The following is a 15,487-nucleotide window of genomic DNA, read 5'->3' on the forward strand; positions in this document are numbered from 1 at the left end:
TGGTGTGCCGTAGCCAAAAGGTAACCGGGAGGAAAGGTCGTGTGACCGGAAGCCAGTCGTGACTCAACGCGAAGCTCACGAGCGAGGACGCTCGACGGTCGTCGCTCGTTACCGACTGTGGGTGTCGTCTCACCGAAAGAGATAGACCGCTGCTTCGAATGGGTCGAGGTATGCGACTGGCACGGATTCGCACTGCCGACGGCGTGGTGAGCGGCGAGTACGAGAACGGGTCGGTGACCGTCGGTGGAACGTCCTACACCGTCGGAGAGGACGCCGAACTGCTCGCTCCCTGCGAACCGTCCGCGCTGTACTGCGTCGGTCGAAACTACGCGGCGACGAACGAGCAGATGGACTACGAACGGCCGGAGCGACCGGACTGGTTCATCAAGCCGCCGGTGTCGGTTCGTCCGCACGGGGCGGCGATACCGTACCCCACCTGGACGAACGAACTGACCTACGCCGGTGAACTCGCGGCGGTCATAGACGAACGGTGTACGAATCTCGACGTCGGCGACGTCGACGACGCCGTCCGAGGCTACACGATACTCGACGACCTGGACGCACTCGACCAGGACGGGCGAACTGCGCGAAAGGCCTTCGACGGGTCGGGGCCGCTGGGGCCGTGGATAGAGACGGACGTGGACCCGAACGACCTCGACATGACGACCCACGTCGGCGGCGAGCGTCGGCAGGAAGCGAACACCTCGCAGATGCTGTTCGACGCCCACGAGATAGTCGCCTTCCTCTCGGAGCGGTACACGTTCCAACCGGGCGACGTCGTCTCGTTCGGTAGCCCCGCCAACCCCGGTCTCGTCCGTCCCGGCGAGACGGTCGAAATCTGGTACGAGGGCATCGGAACCCTCGAACACTCCATCGTCGAACCGGAGTGAACGCCGCTCGTCGCGGGCGCTTTTCGGGAGACGTCGGTGACCGCCGAGTCCGTCGAAGACGGTTTCTCAGTCCTGCTGTACGAGTCGAGTCGTCTCGTCACTCCAATCGCTCTTGCCACTCGCGGACCTTCGACATCAACTCTATCGGCGAGACGTCCGCGATTTCAGTTCCCGCGAGGTCCTCCAGCACCGCCTCGGCTTCGGCGTCGAGCGGTCGGTCGTCGCTGCCGTTCGACACCTCTCGTCCCGACGGTGCTGCCACCGCGTCAGACTCGCCACCGTCTGCGGAGGCACCGCCTCGGAAACTCCCCGACCCGAGGTCGAACACCGCTTGCACCGACTCGCTCGTCCCGGACCCACGCGCTTCGATGGCCTTCTCCGCGCGGAGTTTGTCGAGGACGTCGCGCGACCGCTCGACGACCGGCATCGGGACGCCCGCGAGGTCGGCGACGTGGATGCCGTAGGAACGGTTGGTCGGTCCCTCCTGGACGGTGCGGAGAAACGTCACGTCACCGTCTCGTTCGTCCGCGGCGACGTGGACGTTCTCGACGCGTTCTAAGTGCTCTGCGAGCGTCGTCAACTCGTGGTAGTGGGTCGCAAAGAGCGTCTTCGCCCGCACCTCGTTGTGCAGATACTCCGTCGCCGCCCACGCGATGGAGATTCCGTCGTACGTCGCGGTTCCGCGTCCGACTTCGTCCAGAATCACGAGCGAGTCCTCGGTCGCCGAGTGGAGGATGTTGCTCAACTCCTGCATCTCGACCATGAACGTCGAACGACCCTGTGCTAACTCGTCTAGCGCACCGACGCGGGTGAAGATGCCATCGACGAGTCCCACGCGCGCCTCCCGCGCCGGGACGAAACTGCCGACCTGCGCGAGCAGGGTGATGAGCGCCACCTGCCGCATGTACGTCGATTTTCCCGACATGTTCGGCCCGGTGACGATGAGGAACTCGCGGTCGTCGTCCATCCGCACGTCGTTCGGGACGAACTCTGTCGTCTGCTCCACCACGGGGTGACGACCCTGCTGGATGTCCAGTCCCGAGTCGGCCAGTTCCGGGCGAACCCATCCGTTCTCGACGGCGTGGACCGCTAGACTCGCCAGTACGTCGAGTTCGGCCAGCGTGCGCCCGACGTCCTGTAAGAGTTCGGCGTGCTCTGCGACGCGCGCTCGAAGCCGCTGGAACAGTTCGTACTCCAGATCGCCGCGCTGTTCTTCGAGGCGCAGGATTTCGCGTTCTCGCTCCCGGAGTTCTTCGGTGACGTACCGCTCTGAGTTTTTCAGCGTCTTGATCGCCTCGTACTCCTCGGGGACCTCGTCCGTCTCCGACTTGCCGACCTGCAGGTAGTAGCCGTCCGTCTTGTTGCGGTCGACCTGCAGGTGGGTGATGCCCGTCCGAGACTTCTCGCGCCCGGCGAGGGTGTCGAACCACTCCAGATTCGCCTCGTGCCGTTCGATGATGGCGTCCAGTTCCTCGTCGTACCCCCGGCAGAGCAGGCCACCTTGCGTGACGGTGTTCGGTGGGTCCTCCGCCAGCGCCTCGGCCAACTCCTCGCGCAATCGCTCCGCTTGCTCCCGGTTCGGTCGCGCCACGAGCTCTGCGAGTGGCGAACTCGACAGCGAGGGCGCGTTCGAAACGGCGTCGGAGACTTTCGGGAGGACGGCGAGACTGTCTCGCACCCGGAGCAGGTCGTGGGCGTCCGCGCTTCCCGACGCCGCCTTGCTCGCCAGTCGTTCGAGGTCGTACGCCTCGGACAGCGTCTCTCGAATCTCCTCGCGGGCCAGCGCCGACTCCGCGAAGGCGGCGACGTTCGACTGGCGTTCCCGAAGCAGGTCGAGCGACCGGCGCGGGCGTTGGAGCCACTCTTTCAGCAGGCGGCGACCGGCACTCGTCTGGGTGTGGTCGACCGTCTCGAACAGCGACCCCTTCCGGTCGCCGTGCATCGTCTCGGTGAGTTCGAGATTCCGCTGGGTGGTCGCGTCGAGTTCGACGTGGTCGTCCGCGTGGTACGACTGGAGGCGCGTCATCGACCCGAGGACGCCCGCCCCCGTCTCTTCGACGTAGGAGAGCACGGCCCCCGCCGCCCGCACCTCGGCCCCCTCGCCTGAGTCCAGTCCGAGACTCGCCAGCGTCTCCTTCCCGAACTGCTCGCGGGTTCGGTGGGTCGCCTTCCCCGGTGCGAACGCGTTCGCGTCGTGGACCGAGAGGGAGGCGTCGGTTCGCTCGCGCACCCGTTCGAGGAAGGAATCGTCGTTGCGAACCTCGGGACCGGGTAGCACCTCGGCCGGGTCGAACCGGTAGAGTTCCGTCAGCGCTCGTTCGTCGGCGTCGGGGCCGGAGACCGCGGTGACCAGAAACCGGCCGGTCGTCACGTCCGCGAAGGCGAGGCCGTAGCCCTCCTTGACGCGTACGACGCCCGCGAGATACTGGGCGTCAGCGGAACTGGTCTCCAGGAGCGTGCCGGGCGTCACGACCCGCGAAATCTCGCGGGCGTGACCGTTTTCCGTCTCGTACTGGTCGGCGACGGCGACGCGGTAGCCGCGTTCGACCAGTTGTTTCAGGTACGGCGTCAGTTCCGAGAGCGGGACGCCGGCCATCGGATAGCTACTGCCGTGGCTCGATTTCTGCGAGACGGTCAGGTCGAGCACGTCGCCGACCAGTTCCGCGTCGTCTGCGAAGAACTCGTAGAAGTCGCCGACCTGCATCGTCAGCACCTCCGCGTCCGTCTCGGCTTTGAGCGAGAGAAACTCCCCGACGATGCCGCCTTCGCTCACGACGGACACCCCCGAAGACGGGCAACCGAAATCATGTACGGAAGAAGTTCGAGCGCGAATAAAACGGTGTGGGTTCGTGGTGCGAACGGCGGTCACCGCGACGGTTCGACGGCCGCTATGGTTTTGTCGCTCGCCGACATTTCCGCACGTGGTGTCGGTGGTTCCTCGCTCCCGGCGTGGACTCGGCCTCGGTCTGATGAGCGTCGCCGCCGTCAGTTTCGTCCTCGTGCTCGTCGTCAGCGCCGCCCTCGCCCCGCCCATCTCGAACACGTCGTTTCGTGACGCTCCGAACGAAACCGTCGTCGGCGTGCAGTCGACGACGACGAAAGGACGCATCGCGACGTTCGACGTCCAGGGACGACAGGCCTGGGAGTACGGGAACGCCGCCAGCTATCACGACGTCTCTCGGCTTCCGAACGGCTCCGTCCTCGTCTCGTTCGTGGCCCGAGGCTACCGCGATTGCGGTCCGTACGAGTCACCCTGTGCCAGAACCGGCGTTCGCATCGTCGACCCCGAACCGAGCCCCCACGTCGTCTTCGAGTGGACGTTTCCCGTTCGGACGAGTCTGAACAGCGAGGTACACGACGCCGAGTTTTTGCCCTCGGGCGAACTGCTCGTCGCGGACATGGACAGAGAGCGCGTGTTCACGGTCGCACAGAACGGGAGCGTCACGTGGCAGTGGAACGCGAGCGAGTTCTACGACGCACCGACAGACCCCACGAAGACCGACTGGCTCCACATCAACGACGTGGATAGAATCGGTGACGGTCGCTACCTCGTGTCGGTTCGAAATGCCAACCAACTCGTCGTCGTCGAACGCGGGGCGGGCGTCGTGGAGGTCGTGAACGAGGACGGCGACCCGACCGTGTTGAACAGACAGCACAATCCCCAGTGGCTCTCGGAGAACGCCATCCTCGTCGCCGACAGCGAGAACGACCGGGTGGTGGAACTGCATCGAGAGAACGCGAACGGCGAAAACGGCGAGAGCGAGTGGACGGTCGCGTGGCAGGCCAAGGGAGCGGGTGGCATCGAGTTCGACTGGCCGCGCGACGCCGACCGCCTCCCGAACGGGCACACGCTCGTCACGGACAGTCGGAACAACCGCGTCGTGGAACTGAACGAGTCGGGGGCGATGGTCTGGAGCGCTCGCGTTCCGACGGTCCCCTACGAAGCGGACCGCCTTCCGGGGGAGTACCCCGCCGGGCCGCCCTACGATTCGGGTGGTGAGGTCGGGGAGGGTGCGACGAAACTCCCCGTCTTCAGCTACCTGCTCGCTAGCGCTCGCCACGTGGTCGACCTGCCGTACTGGCTCGCGGGGTGGCATCTCGCGGTCGGGGTCGTCTCGCTCGTGACGTTTCTCGTGGGGGCCGGACTGGTCGTCACCGAGAGTGAAAAGTAAGTTGCGTGAGCAACCAGAATACCGACCGGCGACTCGCCCGTCTTTCCCCACATGGCAGTCACCCAGATCGACCACCTGAACGACGAACAGGCGGACTGTATCGACAACTGCTTCGAGGCCGCACAGGTCTGTGAGTGGTGTGCCGACGAGTGTCTCGACGAAGATGGCGACATGGCGCAGTGTATCCGCCTCTGTCGCGACGTGGCCGACATCGCCACCCAGCACGCCCGGTTCATGGCGCGCGATTCGAACTACAGCGTCGAACTGGCGGAAGCCTGTGCTGGTGCGTGCGAGGAGTGTGCCGAGGAGTGTTCGCGCCACGACCACGACCACTGCCAGGTCTGTGCCGACGTGTTAGAAGACTGCGCCGAAAGCTGTCGGTCGATGGTCGCGTCGTAAACGGTCTCGCCGATTTTAGTTCCGCTTCTCACGACCGACACTCATTTTACACCGGAACGGAACCGAATCGTATGGAAGGGCGACGGACGAGACGCGTCCTCGGCTACGGTAGTTTGGTACTTGTCGCCGGTGCTGTCTGGGCGTGGATTCTCGTCTTCGGTCGCTTCGACCTGATTTTGTACGCGATACTCTTCACGCTCGTCGGTGGTGTCGGCGTCGCCAATCTTCGCGGATGGCATCAGTACGTCCCGAAGCTCATGCTCGCTGTTGCCGTCCTGTCGGTGCTTCTCGGCGTCGGTCGGATGAGCCACTACGGGCCGTCGAACGCGCTGGTGATTGCGTTCTTCGCTCTCGCAGCCGCGTTTCTCGTCCGGGGTTACCAGTACCGACTGCAACTCCAGAAACAGTGACCCCCGGAAAGCAGTTCTCGGAACAGTCATGTGTTTCAGGTCACGTCTCCGAACTATGACCGACGAGTGCGAAGCATGCGCCGACCGCGAAACAGAGGAGGACGACCACGAGGAAAGTTCTGACGACGGCGACCACGCCCTCCCACTCGAAGACCTTCAGTATCCGGAGTTCGTCTTCGAGGAGGGCGATATCGACGCAGACGGGTCGTTCGACCTCGAAACCGACCTCGGCCGCGAGGAGATGGCCGACTGGCTCTCCGACCTCGCCGGCGGGATGGCAAGTCACGACGTGGCGGTCGAATCGCCCGACGGATACGTCACCTTCGGCGTCGGGGCGTCCGGGGTTCGGATGTCGTTCGACCCCGGCGAGGACGGTGTCGGCGACTTCGAAGTGACGTTCGAACTCCGGGCGAAACCGATGTTCGTCGCGGACGACCCCGACGAACCGAAGGTCGGTGCACGCGGTGGAACGGGGTTCGTCCCCATCGAGATGCTGACGACCGACCGCGAGACGTTCCGCTGTTACAACTGGATGGGCGACTCGGACGACGCCTGATTACGACTTCAGCGCGGAGAGCACCGCGAACGTCCGTCGTTCCAGCGACTCCGTGTCCGTGGCCATCAGTTTCACGATGGCTTCCTTGCCGACCTCGCCGCGGTCGACGATGGCGACGGGGGTCTCCTCCGCCGACTCGAAGGCCTGCCGGGCACCCCACTGCATCGTGTTTCCCTCTCTGGATTTCACGTTCTCCGGCTCGGCCGTGCGGTCGAACGCTGCGACGTCACCGCTGAGTGTCGAGAGCGCGTCTTCCACGTCGCCGTCGAACCGGCAGTTGACGGCGTATCGCAGGTCGGCGTCGAACTCGCGCGCTGCGAGCAGAAATCGGGCGACGTGACTCGACGCACCGAAGCGTACGCCTCGATTCGGGCTCACGCCCGACATGGTACGCGTGATTCGGCCTTCGACGGCAGCCGTTTCGTCGACTCGCTCGGCGTACCGTGTCGCCCCGACCACGTTCATCCCGACCTCCGGCACGAGCGCGCTGACGTCTCGCTCGACGAACGACCGGACCACCTCCTCGACCGCTTCTGCGGTGGGGTGGCGGTCCGCTCGCTCCCGAAGCGCGACGAGGTGGTGAACCGACCCCGGCCCCTCGCCGACGTCGATCGGGTAGCGTACGGCGCGTTCCATGAAAGCCGTCGCACCAGCGACCGCGTTCCGGAGGTCGTCGCCGTGTGCGAGACGGGCGGCGATGGCACTCGAGATAGTACACCCCGACCCGTGGGTCGCGTCGGTCTCGACCCGTTCGTGGGTGAAGATTTCGACGCCATCGTCGGTCACCAGCACGTCTTTGACCGTCTCGCCGGGGACGTGCCCACCCTTCAGGAGTGCAGCGTCGGCACCGAGTTCGAGCAACGCCTCGCCCGCCGCTCGGGCACTCTCGTCGTCTTCCGGCGACACGTTCACCAACACCTCGGCTTCGTCGACGTTGGGCGTCACCAGCGTCGCGTGGTCGAGAAGCGATTCGTAGGCCGCCTCACCCTCCGGTTCGAGCAGTCGGTCGCCCGAGGCGGCCACCATCACCGGGTCGACGACGACCGGCGCGTCGAGCGTCGCGACCTGGTCGGCCACACTTCGGACGACCGGCGCCTCCGCGAGCATCCCCGTTTTGACTGCCCGGACGTCGAAGTCGGAGCGGACGGCATCACACTGTGCCTCGATTTCTTCGACCGGGAGCGTGAACGACCGTTCGACGCCCCGCGTGTTCTGGGCCGTGATACTCGTGACGACGCTCGTGCCGAACGCGCCGTGGGCCTCCATCGTCTTCAGGTCGGCCTGTATCCCTGCGCCACCCCCGGAGTCGCTTCCGGCGATGGTCAACGCGACCGGCGGTTCGACGGGTGCGGGAGTTCGCGTCATTGCAACCGCCCCACGAACTCCTCGAACGTTCCCCAGAAAGGGTCGACCTCCGGATGGTCGATTCGCTCGCCGTCAACGGTCACGCCGTCTCCCGCTCGAACCTCGCCGATGTCGGCGGCGGGGATGTCGGCGTCGTCCAGTGCGGCGAGGACGTCGTCTGCATCCTCGGGTGCGACCGAGAGCAGGAGCGTCCCCTCGCTGATGGCCGACCACGGGTCCATGTCGAAGAAGTCGCAGGCTTCGAGCACCCCCGGCAGGACGGGCACGTCGTCGTGGGAGACGTCGAGGCGGACGCCGCCTGCGCGGGCCATCTCGACTAGCGCGCCGTGGACGCCGCCTTCGGTCGCGTCGTGCATGGCGGAAACGTCGCCTGCATCAGCGGCGACGAGTGCGTCTTCGACGGGGCTCATGTCGTCGAAGCGTGCCTTCGCCGCCTCGACCGTCTCATCCGGGAGGTCGAGTAGTTCCTCGAACCGGATGGAGAGGAGGCCGACCGCCTCCACCGCAGGGCCTTTCGTGACGAGAACGCGGTCGCCGGGGCGTGCGCCGTTGGGCCGAACGACTGCATCGGGGTCGCCGACGGCCATCGCGGTCGCGCCGCCGACCATGGGGTAGTTACAGCCGGCGTACCGTGCGGTGTGGCCGGTGACGACGCTGACGCCCAACTCGCGGGCCTCGCGGTCGAACGTCTTCCAGATGGTCTCGAACTCCTCGTCGGTGATTTCGGGCGGGAGGTTGAAGTCGACCGCGAGGTGGGTCGGCCGGATGCCACTCACCGCCACGTCGCTCATCACGATGTGGAAGGCGAACCACGCCGCACGCTCGAAGCCGAGCGACGGCATGACGAAGATGGGGTCGGTCGCGGTCACGACGGCCCGTTCGCCGACCTCGAAGATGCCGAAATCGACACCGTGCTGTGGCCCGAGCGTGACGTCTTCGCGCTCCGCACCGAGGTGCGGGTAGATGTACTCCTCGAAGAACGCTCTGTCTACTTTGCCGAGATTGCTCATGCGTGAGTTTATTACTGGGTAGTATTTACCAGTGGTGTTCACTCCCGGTCTGCGTACTCGGCGAACACCTGCCACGAGGGGTCGACGTCGGGATGCTCGATTCTGTTTCCATCGACGTAGACTCCATCGCCCTCACGTACCGTACCCATTTCGGCCGCCGGTATCCCGGCGGCCTCCAGTGCCGCGAGCACGTCGTCCGTCCCCTCGGGCGCGACGGTCAGAACCAGTGTTCCCTCGGTCGTGGACTCCCAGGGGTCGACGTCGAAAAAGTCGCAGGCTTCCAGCACGCCCGGCAGGACGGGCACGTCGTCGTGGGAGACGTCGAATCGAACGTTTGCCGCACGTGCCATCTCGACCAGCGCGCCGTGAATCCCACACTCCGTGGCGTCGTGCATCGCGGTCACCGGTCCCGCCTCCGCCGCGACCAGCGCGTCTTCGACGGGGCTCATGTCGTAGAAGCGATCTTTCGCCGCCTCGATGGTTTCCTGCGGGAGTTCGACGTACTCTTCGAACAGGGTGACGAGGAAGCCTGCCGTCTCGACGCCCGGTCCTTTCGTGACGAGGACGCGGTCGCCAGGGCGTGCGCCGTCCGGTCGGACGAGATTCTCACGCTCGCCGACTGCGAGTGTCGTCGCACCACCGACCCACGGATACTGACATCCCGTATAGCGGGCGGTGTGACCGGTGACGACGCTGACGCCCAACTCGCGGGCCTCGCGGTCGAACGTCTTCCAGACCGTCGCGAACTCCTCGTCGGTGATTTCGGGCGGGAGGTTGAAATCGACCGCGAGGTGGGTCGGGCGCAGGCCACTCACCGCCACGTCGCTCATCACGACGTGGAAGGCGAACCACGCCGCACGCTCGAAGCCGAGTTCGGGGAGGAGCGAGAGGGGGTCGGTGGCGAGGGCGACGACCGGTTCCCCTCCATCGATGCCGTCATCGGACGAAGTCCGATTGGCCAGCGAGCCGAGTTCGATGACGCCGAAATCCACCCCGTGTTTCGGCCCGAGCACCACGTCGTCGCGCTCCGCGCCGAGATAGGGATAGATGTGCTCGTCGAAGAAGTCACGGTCTACCTTCCCGAGGTCGGTCATACTCGGAGTATCGGCCAGTGGCACAAATCGGTGGTGGTTCGCTCGGGAGTTCGCTGGCCGGGAGTTATACGTCTCCAGGCACCAATCTGGCCCACATGACGAAGTTCGCAGTGACGGGTGCGGCGGGCAACGTCGGGCGCGAGTCGCTGGCGGCGCTCGAAGAGCACGACGTGACGCCAATCACCCACCGCGAGCACGACGACATCGACAGCGAGGTGTGCGACGTCACCGACGCCGACGCGCTCGCCGACGTACTGGCCGGTCACGACGTCGTCGTCCATCTCGCCGCGAACCCATCGCCCGATGCCGACTGGCGGAGCACGGTAGACGTGAACATCGAGGGGACGCGCAACGTCTTCGAGGCCGCACGCGAACACGACCTCACACGGGTCGTCTTCGCCTCGTCGAACCACGCGGTCGGGATGTACAACGCCGCAGACCCGGCCGAGACGGAGACGATGGTCACCGGCGAGGCCCACCCCGTCTATCCGGACGACCCGCCGCGCCCGGACTCTTACTACGGCGTGAGCAAGGTGACCGGCGAGGCGCTCGGCACCTACTACGCCGACCGCCACGGCATCGAGGTCGTCAACCTCCGTATCGGCTGGCTTCTCTCTGAAAACGACCTCCGCGAGACGCAGGACGGATCGGAAGCGCACGCACGATTCGCCCGAGCGATGTGGCTCAGCCCCCGCGACTGCCGCGACGTGATTCGGGCCGCTGCGACCGCGTCGCTTCCTGAACCTGCCGTCACCGCCCACGCCATCTCGCGGAACGACGACCGGTTCCTCTCGATTTTGCAGACGGAACGCGCACTCGGCTACCGTCCCCGCGACAACGCTTCGGAAGTGCTGGAGTGAGTCCCATCCGACTCCTCGTCGCTCGCGCCCGTTCTCACGTACCTTCATATGTGATGACGGGACCACTGCGGCGTACCCGTGGCACACCGAGCACTTGTCGCCTACGAGCGACCCGATGGACGTTATGACCGTCACTACGCACACTGGGGAGCCACCTCGCTCGCACTTCGTCACCGAATCACGCCGGAGACACCCGAATCACGCCGGAGACACCCTTCGCCGACGGGACGGACGACCGGTGGATTCCAGCCATCGACCCGACGCCCGAAGCCACCCGACTGTCGTTCGAAGACGCCACGACGTTCGACTACCAGCAGATAGAGGCGTTCTACGTCGTCTCGCTCGCGTGGGTCGTCACCGCGTATCTCCCCCTCTGGTTCGGTGCCACGCTGGATGCCGAAACCGAAGCGGGTGCCCTCGTCGCCGTCTCCGACGACCGAGACGCAGCGCACGTCCGACGCTGGTTTCGCGCGACGCGAGCGGTAGTCAGGGACATGGTTCGTCGCGGCGCGATAGACGAACGGGAAGCGACCGACTATCTCGACGCCCGTCTCACCGAGTGGGCGGGTGACCGCCGGGAGGTGATTTCGACGGCCGGATAGCGGTCGGTTTTTATCCAGCCACCGACTACCATCTGCCAGTGACGACGGACGCCGAAAGCGACCCCACCACGGTTCGGACGCCGACACACCGCGAGGCGCGGGCACACGTCGAGGCGGCTCTCGACCGCGACGACCTCGTGACCCTGTTCGGTCGCTGTACCGTGGAGTACGACGGACGCGCGGAGAGTCATCTTGGGCCGGGTGACCGCCTCCTCGTGCTCAAACCCGACGGAACCGCGCTCGTCCACACCGAATCGGGACAGAAGCCGGCCAACTGGCAGCCACCGGGTGGAACCTTCGAGACCGAACTGAACGACGAGCGCCTGCTCGTCCGGAGCACGAGACCCAACCCGGACGAGTCGCTCGATGTTCACTTCGACCACGTCGTGCAAGTGTCGTCGTTCGATGTAACCGACGCGAAAGAGCTCTCGCTCGCCGGAACCGAAGAAGACCTCCGCCAGCGTATCTTGGAAGACCCCGACCTCGTAGAGCGGGGATTCACCCCGCTGGCGACCGAGCGCCAGACGGCCGCCGGAGCCATCGACATCTACGGCAAGGACGCCACCGGCACCACGATGGTCGTGGAACTCAAGCGCAGGCGCGTCGGGCCGGACGCCGTCGGACAGCTTCGGCGGTACGTGGACGCTCTCCAGCGCGACCTCCACGCCGGTGCTGAGATACGCGGCGTGCTGGTCGCACCCTCGGTGACCGAACGCGCCCGACGGATGCTCGCCGAAAGCGGGCTGGAGTTCGTCTCGCTCGAACCGTAGGCTCCGAGAGTCAGTCGTCGTACGGTAGTGGCCAGTGGCAACACTGGAGATGAGTAGTAGGGTACTGCATCGGCAGGCTTCGACCGACCGAGTTTCTGTTCCGTAATTTATTAGTTGATTGGATGACAGTTATAGCTATGCAGATCGCAATCCTTTCTGACATGCACGTTCCCGACCGAAGACGGGAGATTCCCGACGCCTTCCGGAAACGGATTCGAGAAGCGGATTTCGTCGTACACGCTGGCGATTTCGGGTCGAAAGACGCGTTCGACGACGTGCAGGTCCTCGCCTCGAACCTGACCGCAGTCTACGGCAACGCCGACCCCGACGACATCGACCTCCCGGCAGTGGCGTCGGTCGAAGTCGACGGCGTAACGTTCGTCGTCCTGCATGGCGTCGTCAACCCCGTCAAACGAGGGGTTTGCAGTTCGGAAGGCGTCGTCTTCGACCGCGACGATTGGCTGGACGCCATCGCGGAGACGACACGTGTGCGAGCGGACGGACCGACGGTCGGAATCGGGGGCCACTCACACGACGTCGAGGATACGGTTCACGACGGCGTTCGGGTGTTGAATCCGGGGTCGGCCACGGGCGTTGGCGAGGATGTCACTGCGACGATGATGACCGCATCGGTCGACGACGGTGATGTGACCGTGACCGTTTACGAGGCGTGACCGACGGGGGTCGTCCACGACTCCACAGGAGAATAGAACGAAATGAGTGTCAGTCCAACTGCCGTTTCAGTCTGTCGAGCAGTTGGAGTGCTTCCAGCGGCGTCGTGTCGGCGACGTTGGTCCGTCTGAGTTCGGCGAGCGCATCTTCCGCCGGGGCGTCGGACGCCGACGAGGCCGATTCCTCCGCTCTTCTGCCCTCTATCTCCTCGCTCAACAGTTCCTTCGACCGCCGAATCACCGCGTCGGGGACGCCCGCCACCTGTGCGACTTCGACGCCGTACGACGCCGTCGTCGCTCCCGGTTCGACGTTGTGTTCGAAGACGACCTCGCCGTCGTGTTCGGTCGCCCCGAAGTGGAGGTTGATGGCGTTCGGCAGGTCGTCGGCGACCGCGGTGAGGTCGTGGTGGTGGGTGGCAAACAGCGTCTTCGCGCCGATTTCGTCGTGGACGTACTCGGTCACCGCTCGCGCGATGGTGAACCCGTCGGTCGTACTCGTGCCCCGCCCGACTTCGTCCAGCAGGACGAGCGATTCGTTCGTCGCGTTTCGCAGGATGTCGGCGACTTCGGTCATCTCGACCATGAACGTCGAGCGGCCGCCCGCGATGTCGTCGCTCGCGCCGACCCGGGTGAAGATTCGGTCGACCAGTCCGATACGCGCTTCGTCGGCGGGGACGAAGCTACCGACCTGCGCGAGGAGGGTGATGAGTGCCACCTGCCGCATGTACGTCGACTTTCCGCTCATGTTCGGCCCGGTGATGACCGCCAGCGTCTCGCGGTCGAGGTGGGTGTCGTTGGGGACGAACGACGTCTCGGTTCGCTCGACCACCGGGTGGCGACCGTTCCGGACGTCGATGCCGTCGCCGCCGATTTCGGGACGCGAGTAGCCGTGTTTCGCGGCGACCTCCGCCAGCGCGACGAGCACGTCCAGTTCGGCCAGCGTGTCGGCGAGCGACTGGACTCGCTCCGACTCCTCGGCCACCGTATCGCGCACGTCCCGAAAGAGGTCGTATTCGAGTTCGTCGGCCCGCTGTTCGGCCCGGACGATCTCGTCTTCGCGTTCCTTGAGTTCCGGCGTGTAGAATCGCTCGGAGTTCTTGAGCGTCTGTCTGCGCGTGTAGTCGTCTGGAACCCTGTCGAGGTTCGGGTCGGTCACCTCGATGTAGTAGCCGTGGACCTGATTGTAGCCGACCTTGAGCGATTCGATGCCGGTTCGTTCGCGCTCGCTCGCTTCGAGGTCGTCTATCCACGCCTTGCCCGACCGTTCCGTCTCGCGAAGTCGGTCGAGTTCGTCGTCGTAGCCCGACTGGATGACGTCGCCCTCGGTGACCTCGATGGGGGGTTCCTCGGCGATGGCGCGTCCGATTCGGTCGCGCACGTCGGCCATCTCGTCCAGATTCGTGCGGAGACTGGTCAGCTTCTCCGATTCCACGTCAGTCATCGCCGCGGCGACGTTCGGCACCACGTCGAGCGTCTCTTTTAGCGAACGCAGGTCGCGGGCGTTCGCCCGACCACGCGCGACACGGGAGATGAGACGCTCGATGTCGTATACGTCCCGCAGGAGGTCGTGGACTTCCTCGCGTGCCTGGACGCGGGTCGTCCACTCTTCTACGGCGTCGAGTCGCGCCTCGATTCGCCCCCGTTCGAGCAGGGGTCTGCGGAGCCAGTCTTTCAGTTTCCGTCCGCCGAGTGCACAGGCAGTTTCGTCGAGCACGCCGACGACCGTGGCGTCCTCGTGCCCGTGCACTGCTCGCGGTTCGAACAGTTCGAGGCTCGCGAGCGCGACGCGGTCGAGGAGCATGTACGACCGGGGGTCGTAGCGCGTGAGGTGATTGAGATATTTGAGGCGGCTGTCGTCCAGGTCCTCGCCACCTTCGCCACCGCGAACGTATTCGGCGTACGCGAGGAGTGCGCCACAGGCCCGAATCTCCGCGTCGGTGGCGAGCAGTCGCTCGGGCGGGCCGAAGTACTCCGCGACGAGGGTTCTCGCGCCGTCGATGTCGAACGCGGACTCGTCGTACTCGGTGACCATGCAGTCCGCGTCGAAGGCCGACCGGGGTGCGTCCGGGGCGACGATGGCTTCGGCGGGTGCGAATCGCCCGATTTCGTCGCGGACGTCGCTCTCGGATTCGACCGTCGTCGCGTAGAAGTCACCGGTCGAGACGTCGAGGACGGCCAGTCCGTACCCATCGTCGTGCGTGAGGCAGGCGACGAAGTTGTTGTCGTCCGTGTGAAGCAGTTCGTCTTCGGTGAGCGTCCCCGGCGTGACGACGCGCGTGACGGCCCGTTCGACCACGCCGGACGCGTCGGCGGGGTCCTGTACTTGGTCTGCGACCGCGACGCGATAGCCTGCGTCGAGGAGCGTCTCGATGTACGATTCGGCGTTGTCGATGGGGATGCCCGACATCGGATACGTTCCGGTACTGTCTTCGCGTTTCGTGAGGGTAATCTCCAGGAGACGGGAGGTTTGCTCTGCGGCCTCACAGAACGTCTCGTAAAAATCTCCAACCTGAAACAGCACCAGCGAGTCGTCGTACTGCCGACACAGTTCGAAGTACTGGCGCATCATCGGCGTCAGTTCCTCGCTGTTTTCGGCCATCTTCTCGGGTGCCCCGAGCGCCGCGTCCATGCGAGAAACCCAGTTCCCGTGGGACAATAAGCACCCGGAATCGACCCGTGCCGACCGTC

At 65.3% G+C, this 15,487-nt stretch carries 15 protein-coding genes; 10 read left to right on the forward strand and 5 right to left on the reverse strand.

The annotated features are described in order from the left end of the window. Positions 1 to 170 precede the first annotated feature (170 nt). Positions 171 to 890, forward strand: a complete 720-nt coding sequence (locus ACR3FF_RS03575) for a fumarylacetoacetate hydrolase family protein (protein ID WP_458186116.1) — start codon at positions 171 to 173, stop codon at positions 888 to 890. Positions 891 to 987: 97 nt separating this feature from the next. Here ACR3FF_RS03575 and mutS (ACR3FF_RS03580) read toward each other — a convergent pair whose 3' ends face one another. Further along, positions 988 to 3,672, reverse strand: coding sequence for a DNA mismatch repair protein MutS (mutS, locus tag ACR3FF_RS03580; protein WP_458186118.1), 2,685 nt, complete (start codon positions 3,670 to 3,672; stop codon positions 988 to 990). Positions 3,673 to 3,859: 187 nt separating this feature from the next. Here mutS (ACR3FF_RS03580) and ACR3FF_RS03585 point away from each other — a divergent pair, with 187 nt between their 5' ends. The 4 genes from ACR3FF_RS03585 (at position 3,860) to ACR3FF_RS03600 (ending at position 6,427) form a co-directional block, all read left to right on the forward strand. Continuing rightward, entirely contained in the window at positions 3,860 to 5,062 is a 1,203-nt protein-coding gene (locus tag ACR3FF_RS03585; RefSeq protein WP_458186203.1) for an arylsulfotransferase family protein, read from the forward strand. Between the two features lie 51 nt (positions 5,063 to 5,113). Next, positions 5,114 to 5,461 (forward strand): four-helix bundle copper-binding protein, encoded by a 348-nt coding sequence (locus ACR3FF_RS03590; protein ID WP_458186120.1) that lies wholly within the window; start codon positions 5,114 to 5,116, stop codon positions 5,459 to 5,461. A gap of 71 nt (positions 5,462 to 5,532) precedes the next feature. Further along, positions 5,533 to 5,871 carry a hypothetical protein gene (locus ACR3FF_RS03595; RefSeq protein ID WP_458186121.1) on the forward strand — a complete coding sequence of 113 codons (339 nt, stop codon included), beginning with the start codon at positions 5,533 to 5,535 and terminating at the stop codon, positions 5,869 to 5,871. 55 nt (positions 5,872 to 5,926) lie between these two features. Next, positions 5,927 to 6,427, forward strand: a complete 501-nt coding sequence (locus ACR3FF_RS03600; protein WP_458186123.1) for a hypothetical protein — start codon at positions 5,927 to 5,929, stop codon at positions 6,425 to 6,427. On the opposite strand, the gene thiD is transcribed toward ACR3FF_RS03600, so the two are convergent. The 3 genes from thiD to ACR3FF_RS03615 are packed head-to-tail and all read right to left on the reverse strand — an operon-like array spanning position 6,428 to position 9,896. Continuing rightward, on the reverse strand, positions 6,428 to 7,792 hold the full coding sequence (gene thiD / locus ACR3FF_RS03605; RefSeq protein WP_458186125.1) for a bifunctional hydroxymethylpyrimidine kinase/phosphomethylpyrimidine kinase: 1,365 nt from the start codon (positions 7,790 to 7,792) through the stop codon (positions 6,428 to 6,430). Continuing rightward, a complete protein-coding gene (locus tag ACR3FF_RS03610; RefSeq protein WP_458186127.1) occupies positions 7,789 to 8,802 on the reverse strand; it encodes an AIR synthase family protein in 1,014 nt (337 codons plus the stop codon). Before ACR3FF_RS03610 ends, thiD begins: the two co-directional genes overlap by 4 nt. Positions 8,803 to 8,840: 38 nt before the next feature. Beyond that, on the reverse strand, positions 8,841 to 9,896 hold the full coding sequence (locus tag ACR3FF_RS03615) for an AIR synthase family protein (protein ID WP_458186129.1): 1,056 nt from the start codon (positions 9,894 to 9,896) through the stop codon (positions 8,841 to 8,843). Positions 9,897 to 9,991: 95 nt separating this feature from the next. Here ACR3FF_RS03615 and ACR3FF_RS03620 point away from each other — a divergent pair, with 95 nt between their 5' ends. The 5 genes from ACR3FF_RS03620 to ACR3FF_RS03640 all read left to right on the forward strand — a co-directional run bounded on the left by ACR3FF_RS03620 (position 9,992) and on the right by ACR3FF_RS03640 (position 12,802). Further along, positions 9,992 to 10,756, forward strand: a complete 765-nt coding sequence (locus ACR3FF_RS03620; RefSeq protein ID WP_458186131.1) for an NAD-dependent epimerase/dehydratase family protein — start codon at positions 9,992 to 9,994, stop codon at positions 10,754 to 10,756. A gap of 78 nt (positions 10,757 to 10,834) precedes the next feature. Further along, a complete protein-coding gene (locus ACR3FF_RS03625; protein ID WP_458186132.1) occupies positions 10,835 to 11,077 on the forward strand; it encodes a DUF6735 family protein in 243 nt (80 codons plus the stop codon). Beyond that, complete coding sequence (locus tag ACR3FF_RS03630; protein ID WP_458186205.1) at positions 11,035 to 11,358, forward strand: DUF6735 family protein; 324 nt, start codon at positions 11,035 to 11,037, stop codon at positions 11,356 to 11,358. Before ACR3FF_RS03625 ends, ACR3FF_RS03630 begins: the two co-directional genes overlap by 43 nt. 38 nt (positions 11,359 to 11,396) lie before the next feature. Beyond that, entirely contained in the window at positions 11,397 to 12,128 is a 732-nt protein-coding gene (gene nucS / locus ACR3FF_RS03635) for an endonuclease NucS (RefSeq protein WP_458186134.1), read from the forward strand. 137 nt (positions 12,129 to 12,265) lie between these two features. Continuing rightward, positions 12,266 to 12,802, forward strand: a complete 537-nt coding sequence (locus tag ACR3FF_RS03640) for a metallophosphoesterase family protein (protein ID WP_458186136.1) — start codon at positions 12,266 to 12,268, stop codon at positions 12,800 to 12,802. A 49-nt stretch (positions 12,803 to 12,851) separates the two neighbouring features. Here ACR3FF_RS03640 and mutS (ACR3FF_RS03645) read toward each other — a convergent pair whose 3' ends face one another. Then, complete coding sequence (gene mutS, locus ACR3FF_RS03645; RefSeq protein WP_458186138.1) at positions 12,852 to 15,428, reverse strand: DNA mismatch repair protein MutS; 2,577 nt, start codon at positions 15,426 to 15,428, stop codon at positions 12,852 to 12,854. Between the last annotated feature and the right edge of the window lie 59 nt (positions 15,429 to 15,487).

This window comes from Haladaptatus ordinarius (assembly GCF_054177595.1).

Bases quoted from the DNA above. Each gene is read 5' to 3' on its own strand.
- ACR3FF_RS03575 (WP_458186116.1), top strand. From the start codon at position 171: ATGCGACTGGCACGGATTCGCACTGCCGACGGCGTGGTGAGCGGCGAG.
- ACR3FF_RS03585 (WP_458186203.1), top strand. From the start codon at position 3,860: ATGAGCGTCGCCGCCGTCAGTTTCGTCCTCGTGCTCGTCGTCAGCGCC.
- ACR3FF_RS03590 (WP_458186120.1), top strand. From the start codon at position 5,114: ATGGCAGTCACCCAGATCGACCACCTGAACGACGAACAGGCGGACTGT.
- ACR3FF_RS03595 (WP_458186121.1), top strand. From the start codon at position 5,533: ATGGAAGGGCGACGGACGAGACGCGTCCTCGGCTACGGTAGTTTGGTA.
- ACR3FF_RS03600 (WP_458186123.1), top strand. From the start codon at position 5,927: ATGACCGACGAGTGCGAAGCATGCGCCGACCGCGAAACAGAGGAGGAC.
- thiD (WP_458186125.1), bottom strand. From the start codon at position 7,792: ATGACGCGAACTCCCGCACCCGTCGAACCGCCGGTCGCGTTGACCATC.
- ACR3FF_RS03610 (WP_458186127.1), bottom strand. From the start codon at position 8,802: ATGAGCAATCTCGGCAAAGTAGACAGAGCGTTCTTCGAGGAGTACATC.
- ACR3FF_RS03615 (WP_458186129.1), bottom strand. From the start codon at position 9,896: ATGACCGACCTCGGGAAGGTAGACCGTGACTTCTTCGACGAGCACATC.
- ACR3FF_RS03620 (WP_458186131.1), top strand. From the start codon at position 9,992: ATGACGAAGTTCGCAGTGACGGGTGCGGCGGGCAACGTCGGGCGCGAG.
- ACR3FF_RS03640 (WP_458186136.1), top strand. From the start codon at position 12,266: ATGCAGATCGCAATCCTTTCTGACATGCACGTTCCCGACCGAAGACGG.
- mutS (WP_458186138.1), bottom strand. From the start codon at position 15,428: ATGGACGCGGCGCTCGGGGCACCCGAGAAGATGGCCGAAAACAGCGAG.